Below are 12,538 nucleotides of genomic sequence, written 5' to 3'. Positions count from 1 at the left end.
TTCATGTTTTCCATTCCGCTGTAGAATAGCCACATGGATACCAATACCCTGCAAGCCTTTCTGGCCGTAGCCGACACCGGGTCGTTTTCCCTGGCGGCAGATCGGTTGTTTCTTACCCAGCCGGCGATCAGCAAGCGAGTTGCCGCGCTGGAGGATGAGCTGACGGCACGGCTCTTTGAAAGACTCGGTAAACGTATACTGCTCACCGAGGCCGGACGGGCACTTCTGCCCAAGGCCCGGCATATCCTCCAGGAAATGGCTGACGGCAGACGCCTGATCGCCGACCTGGCGACCGAGGTCGGCGGGGTGCTGCAGATGGCCACCAGTCACCATATCGGTCTGCACCGTCTGCCGAATATCCTTCGCGATTACAGTCTACAATACCCACAGGTCGAATGTGCCCTCCGCTTCCTCGACTCGGAAACAGCCTGTGCGGCGGTGGCGGCCGGCGACTGCGAGCTGGCAGTGGTGACCCTCCCGGAAGCCGCCGTCGAGAAGCTGGTTCTTCAGAAGATCTGGGATGACCCCTTGATGATCATGGTAAGCAGGGAGCATCCGCTGGTCGGTATGACTGGTGATTGCCGGGAATTGGAGAAATATCCGGCAATCTTGCCCGAAACCAGCACCATCACCCGCCACCTGATCGAAAGACCTTTCAAGAACCTGGGCTTCACCCTGAAAATCGGTCTTGAAACCAACTACCTGGAGAGCATTCGCATGCTGGTTTCGGTTGGCCTGGGCTGGAGCGTCCTGCCGCTTAGCATGCTCAACCCTAGCCTCGCGTGCATTGACCTTCCCGGAGTGACATTCCATCGCCAATTGGGGGTGGTTGTCCACGCCAAGCGCAATCTTTCACGGGCAGCCCAGGTTTTTTATGATATGGTGCTCGGGTCGCGGGCCCAAGCCCAATAAATGAGAGTATCAATCATATGCCTGTCGCGGTTTTTTTCGACACCCCTGGCAGAAAGCTAACAGGAACACAACAGTATGACAGAAAAACAAATAGTTACAATAATTGGTGGTGGCCTGGCCGGTTGTGAAGCGGCCTGGCAGGTCGTCAGCCGTGGCCTAAAGGTCCGCCTCATCGACATGAAGCCGCACCGCTACAGCCCTGCCCACCAATCGCCCGATCTCGCCGAGCTGGTGTGCAGCAACTCCTTCAGATCCAATGACCCCACCTCGGCGGTTGGCCTCCTGAAAGAAGAGATGCGCCGCTGCAATTCCCTGATCATGGCAGAGGCGCAGGAAACCGAGGTGCCGGCGGGCATGGCCCTGGCGGTTGATCGCGAACAGTTCGCCGCCCGGATCACTGCTCTGCTTGCCAGACATCCTCTGATTGAAATCGTCCGCGAGGAGGTGGAGACCATTCCGCCACCAGACAACAATCCCACAATCCTCGCCACCGGCCCCCTTACCTCCGAACCCCTCGCCGAGGCCCTGGCCAACCTTACCGGCAAGGAGCGGCTGGCCTTTTACGACGCCATTGCCCCGATCGTTTACGCCGAGTCACTCGACATGAATATCGTCTATTGTAAATCGCGCTACGATGACGGCCCGGGCGACTACCTGAACTGTCCGATGAACCGGGAGGAGTATCATCGTTTCATCACTGAGCTGGCAAATGCCGAGTATATGCCCCTCAAGGGCTTTGAGGACATCAAGTATTTTGAAGGCTGCCTGCCGGTTGAGGTCATCCGCTCGCGGGGCGACGACACCCTGCGCTTTGGACCGATGAAACCAGTCGGCCTCGCCGATCCGAGAACCGGCCGGGATCCGTACGCCGTTGTCCAGCTGCGCAAGGAAAATCGCCAGGGCACCACCTATAACATGGTGGGCTTTCAGACAAAGCTGACCTACCCGGAACAAAAACGCATCTTCCGCCTCATTCCGGGGATGGAACACGCCGAATTTGCCCGGTTGGGATCAATCCACCGCAACACCTTTGTCATGTCGCCGGAGCTTCTCCAGCCGACCCTGCAATTCATCGCCAGGCCCGATCTGCTGCTTGCCGGCCAGCTCTCAGGCGTTGAAGGCTATGTTGAATCAGCAGCAATGGGCCTCCTCGCCGGGATCAATGCCGCCCGCATGGTCAGCGGTCATGGACCGGTGGTGCCTCCGCCGGACACCGCCCTGGGCGCGCTGATCCGGCATCTCACCGAAAGCGATCCGAAACGGTTTCAGCCGTCGAATATCAATTTCGGGCTCTTTCCCAGCTGGGAAGGTAAGGTCAACAAAAAGGTACGCGGCCAGGAGCGCTCGCAGCGGGCGCTGGCAAGCCTTGGGCGGTGGCAGGAAAGTGTCGGCTTGTAGGAAATGGCCTGAGGAGGTCTACAATGGGTCAGCGAGGGGATGTTCGGTAAAGCCCCAATAGGGGTAGTCCTGCCGGTAACCGGCGACCCGCCCGGGACTGTGCTCCCGGCTTGCCACCAGCCAGAGGGTGCTTTGCATCCCCTGCCCGGCTGAACCGCCGTTGGCCGACATATCCGGGTACAGCACCATGGCGTTGTCGGCGCTGTATTCGATATCGCCGGAACCCTTGAAGACCCCAAGATGGGGTTCTTCCCGGTAGGAATCGGCGGCACCCCGCGACAGTTCCGATATGACCAGAAAAGAAACATGCAGGTCGTCGCGCATCGACTCCATCTGCCGCAGCCAGGCATCGATGCCGGTACGCCGTTCGCTAAACTCGTTGAAGGGAAGCTTATGCAGACTGTCGATGACCACCACGGTGTATTCGCTGCGCGTTTCGTGGCGGATAAAGTCGATGTGCTTGCGCATCAATTCGGGCGTCACCTTACGATCATTGATAACCCGCCAGAAGAAAAGCATTTTCTCAAGATTTTTAGTTGCAGCCAGGGCCCGGCGTTTTTCATCCTCCGAACCTGTACCGCTACGCAGTTGATCGCTTGACAGGCGGGACAGGCGGCTAAGGGTCCGCTGGTAAAGTTTCTGCCTGCCATTTTCAAAATCGTAATACAGCACCGGGATTTTCCTCAAGGCCATCCCCGAGGCAATCTGGATTACAAAGGTCGACTTGCCGACCTTCGGTGCCCCGCCGATGACATTCAGGCCGTGCACCCCGCCAACGGCCGCGTCAAGGAGAGGAAAGCCGGAGGTAAGATTTTGGTATTCGTCGCCCTGTTCCTGGGAAAGGGTCTGCAAGAACACCTGATATTCCCGCTGCGGCGTGGCAAAGGGTGAAAAGGCGCGGGATTGTCGCACCATCTCGCTGACCTTGCCGGCAAAGGCCTTGCCGGCATCCTTGGCCAACCGGCGCAGGGTGTAGTGCTTGGGGGCGTTTGGCTGCCAGGTAAGTATCCGCGCCTTATACCCGACCCGCGAGGCAAGATTGCGCGCGGCATTTTCCGATTCAAGGGTGTTGCCGATGGCGATAAAGAGGGTCTTCACCTTAGCAAAAAGCCTGGCCGACAGTTTTTCGAGAGCGGTGTAATGGGGCACCGCCACCCCGGGAAAACCGAGATTCTTCAGAGTGAGGAGGTTCTCTTCACCCTCGCAGAGAAACAGTGCGCCGTTTTCACAGCGCATAATCTCTTCGACATTGTAGAGAGTAAAAGGTTCACGGCTGAAATCCTGATTGCCGTGCCAGAAGAAGTCCTCCGCCCGGTCGGGATGGACACAGCGGGCGGAGTAACAGTTGCCGTCTTCCTGAAAGTAGGGATACACCAGATAGCGGCCGTTGTAGCCGACACGCATCTCGGATAAAACGGGCCGACCAATTTCGCACTCTTTAAACTGGCTATACAACTCGTCGGTTATCCTGTCTTTGTAGGCAAATATCTCGTCGTTGAGATTTTCAACCGGATACTCCGGCTGCACCCCGGCAAGCTCCTGCTCTGGAACATATCCCGGCACCTCGTTTGGGGCAATCGCCGCAAGACGGGCAAACCACAGGGGAAATCCACCGGGAACACAGCGATTTTGGCAGCGGAAATAGCCGTGAAAAAAACTTTGCGGATTGAGAAACACCACCAACCGGCCACCGGCAAAGCCATGCTCCTTGCAAAAAGGACAGTCGGCGGTCAGGGTTTCCTGCCACTCTCCCCCAAGATGCCGCAGATAAAACTGGGAAACGAGATCATTACCGTTGCTCATGCCATCCCCCGCAACGGCCACTGCCGATGACGATTTTTATTATGGCTCCGGCTCATTTCGACGTATTTTCGCGATGGGCAGCTTTGATGATTTCCTGCACCTTTCTATCCTTCAATTTGCTGTCAAATCTAACATGCACCGAATAATCGTTTTCCACGGCATAGGTACTCCGTACCGCGAGAATATCGCCGATTATTTGAACAAATTCACCGGATTTTTCCCCTGCTGGCAACTTCACCTGGACCTTCCGGCCCAAAAGCAGCCGGGCATTTTCTTTTTTTGAAATCCGCACGGTATACGAAAGTCCACCAATGGAGATATCCGCCAATTCGGCCATGGCACTGACTCCGATGCTCTGGCCGGAGGTATCAAGCAGGGTCGTGCTGGCCCGGCCGGCAAGGGCGAAGCGCTCCTGGTTCCGCCTATCCCGTGAACTCTTCTTAATGAATTCATCTATCTTTTCAAATTTTCGACAGAAATCATGGAGCTTCGACTCCAGACCGGGGAATTCCTCGCTCCATTCCTGCAGTTTGTCGAGCTTGAGCACGGAGATATCCGAGGGACTGACACAGGCAACGGATATGGTCCAGATCGAGGCCTCAAAAAATGCCCCGGCACCGAAAATTTCCCCGCTTCCCATGGTTTTAACCAGGACCTCTTTACCCTTGTCCTCAAAATAGAGTTTGACCTTTCCGGAGTTGATAAAGAACAGCGAGGTCTGTAATGATCCCTGACTGACTATAATTTCTTCGCCTTGATATTTCGTGTGTTTCTGCCCATAATACACTGCCGAGAATTCTTCCGAGGTCAGACATTCGTACAAAGCGCTCCAGATCTCCAGATGGCTCTTATCGATTGCCGCCATCTTCTCCCGGTCGATAATCTCAGCCGCTTGAATAATCGAACCGAAGGCGTTCGGATCGATTTCAACAAGCCATTCGCGAAGACTTTCCGCCTGGAAAAAATTGCGTGCCCGCGCTGATTTTTCTATAAGCTGCACCAGCAGATCCCGGGCGCCGCCCTTATTTCCCTGGGCAAGGAGGGTGCGAACCATCTGTTCTTGCGGTAATCCGGTGGTAATTCGCTGTGAACCAGCCCCTTTGCTCAGTTTTGCCGCCTGTTTCAGGGCATTTTTCCGCAATTGTCCGGCCTGCTGATGCCTTTTTCGTGCTTCCTGGAGATCGTATTCCAGAGTTTCAAGGGCCTTTGCCGCGGCGGTCCAAACAGCATCGTTAAGCTTTTTGCCGGCTCGAGTCCCCTTGAGCCGCATAAAATCCTCCACTCCCTTGAAGGCCTCCCAACAGGTGCAGCGGCCCAAGGTATCAAGGATCTGCAGGACAATATCGGCACGATTCTTGTCGCTGAAGTTGTCATTTGCGGTAAGCAGGTTGGAAAGCTCTGTTGCCACTTCCTGATCGCAAATGCCGGCTAAGGCGGCAATAACCTGGATCATGATCAGTTCGGAGGAATCGGCCAGGGCCGCCAGCAAAAGCTTTTTTCGGCTTTTCCCGGCGATTCTATACAGGCAAAGAAAGGCCTCGCGCTGCACCCGGAAATCCTCATGCCTGAAATAGGGAAGGACTTTCTCTGCATCCGCCTCGGCTCCGGTTTCACCGAGCAGTTTGAGAAGATTGCGTTTGCCGTACCAGGGCATATGTTCGGGAAGACGCTCGTGGATGATCGGAACCAAGAAAGCATTATTGGTGGTGAGCAGATCGATGATTTTGATGCGGTCGGCAGAACCATCGGTGTTGATCAGCGTTTCAACGAGAAATCGCACGGCTACCGGCCCTTGCAGCACCAAACGGTATCCTGCTGCCTCATCAAGGGGTGCGGCCAAGATTGCTGCTAAAAGCGCCGGAAATTTAGCGCGCTGTATCCCCTTATCCTGGATCTTGCCAACGATGCCCTTCACCGCCGCGGATTTATCAACCTGACCGCTGCGAATCATGTAGAAAAGGGCCAGAATGGCGTCGCCTCGCTTATTATCACCGCGGCTCCAGCTGGCCTGCATAACCTGATGGAGAAAGACGACGAGCCTTTCCATGATCGCCTCATCAATGGCGGTACTGCGAACAATCGCTAAAAGAGGCTCAAGAAAGCTGTCGATAAAGGCGAAATTGCCCTTGGCGGCAAAGTTTTCGCCAAGGGTCACAACACTGCCCAAGAGGGTCTTGCCGATATTTTCACTGCCGTCGCCGAGGAATGCAGCGGTTCTCTGCAGCAAGGTCTCCGCGTCCTTTTCCTCTTTTGCATCAATCTTGGCGATAACCGCCTCAGGGAGGTATTGCGCCAGTTCCTCACTTTTCAGGGAACCGAGATTTCCCTGCAACAGGGCGTTGATACCCGATTCAAGACGGCGTTTCCTGCGGACTGCTTCGCCCTCATGTATCAATGCGCGGGCCTTCTCCAGACCAAGATACTGCTTCCCCTTGCCGGTATTCAACAATCTCTGCAGGGAATCGTCGAGGAGCTTCATCTGCGGCGATGTGTCGCCGCCCACTGCACGAGCCTTGTCGATCTGCTGGCGAAAGAGACCGACAATCGTCCCCATTTTCTCCGCGGATAGAAAACCAAGTAAGCCCTCGTAGAGCATGGTACCAAACCCATCCGGATATTCCTGAGAAAGCAACACCGCCATAGTCGGTTCGCGAAGACTATCGGATAGCAGACGAGCAAGGCCAAGGGCTATAGGTCGGCGCTCCTTCTCGTCACTTCCCGCTTCTGCTCCCCGCATCATCAGAGGGAAGAGCTGTGAGGGAATCCCCCCGCCTTTTTTCTGAATGTCCTGAAGAACATGGGCAACACCCGCGGCAAGCAGATCAACCGCCGAATCGGTAGTCGCCAGCAACTGTTTCAGCTCTTCCTGAAGTGCCGGCTTCTTATCCATACCGTACAGACAGGCCAGGAGTTCCGGGCGGATTTTCACTACTTTTCGCGACTTGGGTGGGGTCGAGACCGGTTCACTGGTCGTTGCGACGGTCGGCTTCTCCTCAAGTTCTTCCGGGAAATAGCTCGCCAAACCGAGATTGGTGATGTAGGGAATCCCTCCACCCTGCTTTTTGACCTTTTCAATGGGCGAGTTAAAAACAGAGATAATCTGCCCGAAGGCGAACCGATCCATCTCCAGGCCAATGGTCAATTGCGGTAGACCAAGCAAACGTAAGGTGCGATAAATTACCAGATTAGCAAAGGAATCGAGAATTTCTTGATCAAGAGGATTGCCACACAGGCAGGGGGTATCGCCGGCGAAAGAGAATAGCAGGGACCCTTGTTCGCGAAGAAAGAGCTTCAACCCTTTATACCCCCTCTCAATGGCGGTAGCCACCTGAGGCGCCTCCGGCGGATAGAGACGGCTGGTCATGATCGCGTTATTCAACGCTTTTAACACATTGATCTTTTTTTCCTGCTGTACAATATGGTCCATTGCTCGCCACCGTTTATCAATGCCTGCACCTGCTTTACGTAACAGTCCCGAAACTACCTTGCACCTGTCTTGCTGAACACCGTGTGCACTGTGGCAAAACCGCCCTCAGGGCTCTTCCGGCGGGGTAAAAGAATCTCATTTGCCGGATGAAAAAAATAATGAATTTATTGTGTACCACTCATTAGTTACACGCCAATCTCAAAAAGTCAAATAACCAGATCTTGCCAATCATGGATTTGCCGGTGCCGGTTCGATAACACCATTTTCCTCAAGCACCTGCAAGACCTCAAGAAGCGGCAGACCAACAACATTGGTATATGAGCCCTCTATTGCCTCGACAAGGCAGGCGCCACGGCCCTGAATGGCATACGCCCCGGCTTTATCGAGGCATTCTCCGGTGGCCACGTAGGCACGGGCAGTCGCTTCGGTGAATGCAGCGAACCGCACCGTTGTGGTGACGGATCTGGCAACCTCAACCTGCTTGTCCCCGTGGCTGACGCAAAAACCGGTTCTGACCTGATGCTCCCTGCCGGACAGATCCATAAGTATTTTTACCGCATCCCTGGCGTCTTCAGGCTTTCCAAGAATCCTCCGGCCCAGACAGACCACCGTATCACCGCTGATGATCCACGCATCAGGGCAGGACTTCCGTACTACTGCCGCCTTCTCCCTGGCCATGCGAATGACAAAGGCCGCTGGTTCCTCGTCTGTAAACGGCTGTTCGAGCAAAGAGGCGGTACACACTCGAAACTGCAGACCCATATCCAGAAGGTATTGCTGTCGCCTCGGTGAGGCCGAAGCCAAGACAATTTCCGCTAAATTATGATACATCCGTGCCTGCCTGTGAATGCGTGCCACTCTTTTGTAGTTATAGCCGATTATAATTTGCAATTACAAGCTATTATATATTGGAGATCAGCCAAAATTCTGGCAACCTGCCAAATTGTCCGGCCTCACCCCGGCCAACCGCCCCGCCTCCTATTCACAATATTCGTGAAAAAGGCTATACTGGAACCATGATTAGAACTTCCCAAAGACCACTTACCTGGATCAAGATACTGATTTTATTGACCTGGGCGGTACTCTTCTTCCTGCTTCTACAAAGAGACGTGTTCATTGACAGGATCAACCTGCCGGAGGCCCAAACCCTCAGGCAGGCCGAGGCGGAGGAGTACCAGGGTATTTATTTTCGCGATAGCAAAATAGGCTATGCCGTCAACCGCTACCGCGCCGAACCTGACAACCGGCAAGTGGTTGAACAGGAGGCCCTGATGCATCTTAATATCGCCCAGTCAGTACAGACCATCAGTCTCCGACTGAAAGCGACCCTTTCCAACGGAAACTCTTTGCAGGATTTCCAGTTTTCCTTTCAATCGCCCTTTTACCGGATGCAGGCTAAGGGCACGGTGCATGGCAACGACGTGACCTACCTGCTGGAAACCGGTGCCAACACCATACGCGACACAGTCACCTTTCCGACACCCCCGCTCCTGGCGACATCCCGCCGTTCCTATCTGCTCGGCGGAGCCTTAAAGCCCGGGGAAAAAAGGCGCATCCCCTGGTTTGACCCGCTGACCCTCACCGGCAAAGAATCGATCCTCGAATACCGGGGTCAAGAGACCATCCTGATAAACGGCAGAGTACAAAAACTCCACCATTTTGTCGAATCATTTGCAGGGGCTAGGGTGAATTCATGGCTGAACGATTCCGGCACAGTGGTGCGGGAAGAATCGCCGGCTGGCTTTGTCTTCCAGAAAGAACCAAAGTTCAAAGCCCTCGAGGCATTCGGCGGCAGCGAGGAGCTGCTGTCTGCCATGGCCGTTACCCTGCAAGGGCAACTGGGCGACATAACCGGTCCGTCAAAGGCCTACCGCCTAACCCTTCCGGATGACACCACCTTCGATCTCGACGGCGGCCGGCAGATCTTCCGGGATGGTATCCTGACCATCACCCGCGAGGATCTTGCCGCCGCCGCAAATTCCCCGGCCTGCACCGATGCGGCTGCGGCCCTTGCCGCGACACCCTATGTCCAGTCCGATCACCCGGAGATCACCAAGCTGGCGCGGCAGATAACCGGAGATGCGGCCGAGGCCCTGGCCAGGACCAGGCTGATCGCCGCATGGGTCCACGAAAACCTCGACAAGCGCCCGGTGCTTGGTCTCCCCGACGCCTTGACCACCCTGCAATCCCGGCAAGGCGACTGCAACGAGCATGCCGCCCTTTTTGCCGCCCTGGCCAGGGCTGTGGCGGTTCCGACCCGGATTGCCGCGGGTGTCACCTATCACCAGGAGGCCTTTTACTACCACGCCTGGAATGAGGTCTGCCTCGACAATCGCTGGGTCAGCATCGACACCACCACCAACCAGTTCCCCGCCGATCTCACCCATCTGCGGTTTATCATTGGCGAAACACAGGAACAGGTGCAACTCGGTAGTCTCCTCGGCAAGCTCAGTATTGAGCCGCTGCCCAGCCGGGAGAACTGACAAAAATTGTCAACACTGACAGGAATGAGCCATGCGACCCAGTCTGCTTAAGATCGATTGCCTCACCAAAAAATTCGGCTCCTTCACCGCCGTCGACGCGGTCAGCCTCAACCTTGCCGCCGGCGAGATCTACGGCTTTCTCGGCCCGAACGGCGCCGGCAAGACCACCACCATCAAGATGCTTGCCGGACTCCTCCAACCGACCGGCGGAACGATCACCATCTGTGACCAAGATCTCGCATCGCAGCCGTATTACTGCAAAAACCTTACCGGATATATCCCAGATCGTCCCTATTTGTACGAAAAACTTACCGGCTCCGAATATCTCGGTTTTATCAGCAGCCTCTACAGCGTTACTGGCCCGGATCCGCTCCATGAGGCGGACCGCTATCTGGAGCTTTTCGACCTGACGGGCTGGAAGGATCACCTCATCGAGGGCTATTCACACGGCATGCGGCAAAAACTGATCATGACCTCGATCTTCATGCTGGATCAGCCGCTCATCGTCATCGATGAGCCGATGGTCGGCCTCGACCCGAAAAGTGCCCGTATCGTTAAAGAACTGCTAAAAAGCAAGGCCAAGGCGGGGGCAGGAATACTGCTTTCCACCCACTCCATGGAAATCGCCGAGGAACTCTGCGACCGCATCGGTATCATTGTCCACGGCAGAATCAAGGCGGAGGGAACGATGGAGGAACTGCGCGGTGCGGCCAGCTATGGCCGTGACAACCTGGAAGACATCTTTCTCGAACTGACCGGGGCCTCGGAACTGCATGCCATTATCTCGGCATTGCGCTCGGCCGGAAACACCGCCGGTACCGCCGGGATCCCCGAGGCCAAGGTCTGATAATATGGTGCCGCGTCTCTTCCAGCCCTGGCTGCATACCACGAGAAACCGACTCTTCCCGGGCAAGAAGGCCAATCTGCGCCTTTTGGCGATCATCCTGTTCGGCCTGGCGATCTGTACCTTGATCTATCTCGGGACCTACAAGGTACTCAGGTACTTTCACGGCCAGAACGAGCTGGGCATCATTCTCAGCCTGAAGATTTTGCAGATGGTGTGGATCACCATGTTCGCCATGCTGATTTTTTCGTCGATGATCACCGCCGTTTCCACCCTCTACCTCTCCCAGGACAACGAGATCCTCCTGGCCGCGCCGGTTGCCCCGCGAGAGGTCTATCTGCTGCGCTTTTTCACCACCACCGTCAGCACCTCGTGGATGGTGCTCATTTTCTCCCTGCCGGTTTTTGGCGCCTATGGCCAGGTCTTTGATGCGGGCCCGCTGTTCTGGCCCCTCCTGATATTTTCGGTACCGGCGGTTACCGCCATCGCCTCAACCTTCGCCCTCCTCCTGACGGTGGGCATCGTCTACCTGTTCCCGGCTAAACGCACCAAGGACATCGTGTTGTATCTGTCGCTTTGTTTCGGTCTATTTCTCTACCTGATTTTTCGACTGATTCGCCCGGAAGATCTGGTCAATCCCGATCAATACGGGGAGTTCATCGAATATTTCAGCGCTATCTCTACACCGGCCGGGCCCTGGGTGCCGGCCGGATGGGCCGCCGACCTGCTCTCCAGGTATCTTCTCGACCGGGAAATCGACTGGCTGCTCGCCGGGCTCCTCCTCACCACCCCCTTTGTCCTGTATTTTCTTGGGGAAATGGCGATGGACAAATTTTTTGAGACAGGGTACTCAAAATCCCAGGAGTCCTTCGGCGGCCACCGGCGTTTTCGCCCGGTGCGCTCCTTCAAAGGCCGGCTGGCATGGCTGTTTCGCAAGGAACTTCGGCAATTTACCAGGGACTCCAGCGAGTGGTCACAGTTTTTCATGATCGGCGCCCTGATCTTTGTCTATCTGTACAACTTCAAGGCCCTGCCCCTCGACCGCTCGCCCATGCCGACCGCTGCCATCAGCAATCTCATAGCCTTTGCCAATATCGGCCTATGTGGCTTTCTGGCGGCCTCTCTTGCCACCCGTTTTGTCTATCCGGCCATTGGTGGCGAAAAGGGCGCCTTCTACCTGATCGCCTCGTCACCGCTGTCTCTGCCGCGCTATCTCTGGTACAAGTATCTCTTTTATTTCGGACCGTTCACCATCCTGTCGGCAATTCTGATCGTCGCCTCCAATTCCCTTCTGCAGATCTCCGGGCCGATGTGGTGGATATCTCTCTTTGCCGCGCTGATCATCACCTGGACTACCCTTGGTTTAGGGCTTGGTTTCGGTGCCTACTTTGCCGACTTTAAGGCGGAGAACCGGGCTGCCTCAATGGGGCCGGGGGCGATCCTCTTTCTCTTTGCCGCGGTCTTTTACGAGCTGGTGGTCATTGGCGCCGGCGTCATGCCAACCTACCGGGTGGTACGAAGCGCCATCAGAGGAGTACCCTGCCCGCCCCTCGACCTTTTCTACCTCGGGCTCTGGGGGCTGGGCACAGTGGTGCTGTCGCTCTGTATCGTCCTGTTGATGGCCCGGGCAGGCATCGGCCGACTGCAAAATTGACGGCCGGTGCCTGCTTG

General features: G+C 55.8%; 8 protein-coding genes. 5 read left to right on the top strand and 3 right to left on the bottom strand.

The genetic code is table 11. The features are described 5' to 3' along the window. Nucleotides 1-33 precede the first annotated feature (33 nt). Together OEL83_10430 and trmFO are read left to right on the top strand one after the other, a co-directional pair. Nucleotides 34-912: a LysR family transcriptional regulator gene (locus tag OEL83_10430; protein ID MDK9707454.1), complete on the top strand. Its 879-nt coding sequence runs from the start codon at nucleotides 34-36 to the stop codon at nucleotides 910-912. Between the two features lie 75 nt (nucleotides 913-987). After that, on the top strand, nucleotides 988-2,310 hold the full coding sequence (gene trmFO, locus OEL83_10425) for a methylenetetrahydrofolate--tRNA-(uracil(54)-C(5))-methyltransferase (FADH(2)-oxidizing) TrmFO (GenBank protein MDK9707453.1): 1,323 nt from the start codon (nucleotides 988-990) through the stop codon (nucleotides 2,308-2,310). Nucleotides 2,311-2,328: 18 nt separating this feature from the next. Here the strand turns inward: trmFO and OEL83_10420 are convergent, their stop codons facing one another. The 3 genes from OEL83_10420 to OEL83_10410 form a co-directional block, all read right to left on the bottom strand. Continuing rightward, entirely contained in the window at nucleotides 2,329-4,113 is a 1,785-nt protein-coding gene (locus OEL83_10420) for a DnaB helicase C-terminal domain-containing protein (protein ID MDK9707452.1), read from the bottom strand. A gap of 52 nt (nucleotides 4,114-4,165) precedes the next feature. Further along, complete coding sequence (locus tag OEL83_10415) at nucleotides 4,166-7,540, bottom strand: cyclic nucleotide-binding domain-containing protein (GenBank protein ID MDK9707451.1); 3,375 nt, start codon at nucleotides 7,538-7,540, stop codon at nucleotides 4,166-4,168. Nucleotides 7,541-7,768: 228 nt separating this feature from the next. Next, nucleotides 7,769-8,371: a Maf family protein gene (locus OEL83_10410; GenBank protein MDK9707450.1), complete on the bottom strand. Its 603-nt coding sequence runs from the start codon at nucleotides 8,369-8,371 to the stop codon at nucleotides 7,769-7,771. 185 nt (nucleotides 8,372-8,556) lie between these two features. Here OEL83_10410 and OEL83_10405 point away from each other — a divergent pair, with 185 nt between their 5' ends. Genes OEL83_10405 through OEL83_10395 form a run of 3 tightly spaced genes read left to right on the top strand, consistent with a single transcriptional unit; the run spans nucleotide 8,557 to nucleotide 12,521 of the window. Then, nucleotides 8,557-10,023: a transglutaminase-like domain-containing protein gene (locus tag OEL83_10405; protein ID MDK9707449.1), complete on the top strand. Its 1,467-nt coding sequence runs from the start codon at nucleotides 8,557-8,559 to the stop codon at nucleotides 10,021-10,023. A gap of 31 nt (nucleotides 10,024-10,054) precedes the next feature. Then, nucleotides 10,055-10,870: an ABC transporter ATP-binding protein gene (locus tag OEL83_10400; GenBank protein ID MDK9707448.1), complete on the top strand. Its 816-nt coding sequence runs from the start codon at nucleotides 10,055-10,057 to the stop codon at nucleotides 10,868-10,870. A 4-nt stretch (nucleotides 10,871-10,874) separates the two neighbouring features. Beyond that, a complete protein-coding gene (locus OEL83_10395; GenBank protein ID MDK9707447.1) occupies nucleotides 10,875-12,521 on the top strand; it encodes a hypothetical protein in 1,647 nt (548 codons plus the stop codon). Nucleotides 12,522-12,538 lie beyond the last annotated feature (17 nt).

Origin of the sequence: Desulforhopalus sp. (assembly GCA_030247675.1) — a bacterium.
Classification (GTDB): domain Bacteria; phylum Desulfobacterota; class Desulfobulbia; order Desulfobulbales; family Desulfocapsaceae; genus Desulforhopalus_A.
Note: the sequence above shows the minus strand (reverse complement) of the source record. Positions and strands in the feature narration are given on the sequence as shown.

What these genes read in the sequence shown, in the direction of transcription:
- OEL83_10430 (MDK9707454.1), top strand. Translation starts at nt 34, where the DNA reads ATGGATACCAATACCCTGCAAGCCTTTCTGGCCGTAGCCGACACCGGG.
- trmFO (MDK9707453.1), top strand. Translation starts at nt 988, where the DNA reads ATGACAGAAAAACAAATAGTTACAATAATTGGTGGTGGCCTGGCCGGT.
- OEL83_10420 (MDK9707452.1), bottom strand. Translation starts at nt 4,113, where the DNA reads ATGAGCAACGGTAATGATCTCGTTTCCCAGTTTTATCTGCGGCATCTT.
- OEL83_10415 (MDK9707451.1), bottom strand. Translation starts at nt 7,540, where the DNA reads ATGGACCATATTGTACAGCAGGAAAAAAAGATCAATGTGTTAAAAGCG.
- OEL83_10410 (MDK9707450.1), bottom strand. Translation starts at nt 8,371, where the DNA reads ATGTATCATAATTTAGCGGAAATTGTCTTGGCTTCGGCCTCACCGAGG.
- OEL83_10405 (MDK9707449.1), top strand. Translation starts at nt 8,557, where the DNA reads ATGATTAGAACTTCCCAAAGACCACTTACCTGGATCAAGATACTGATT.
- OEL83_10400 (MDK9707448.1), top strand. Translation starts at nt 10,055, where the DNA reads ATGCGACCCAGTCTGCTTAAGATCGATTGCCTCACCAAAAAATTCGGC.
- OEL83_10395 (MDK9707447.1), top strand. Translation starts at nt 10,875, where the DNA reads ATGGTGCCGCGTCTCTTCCAGCCCTGGCTGCATACCACGAGAAACCGA.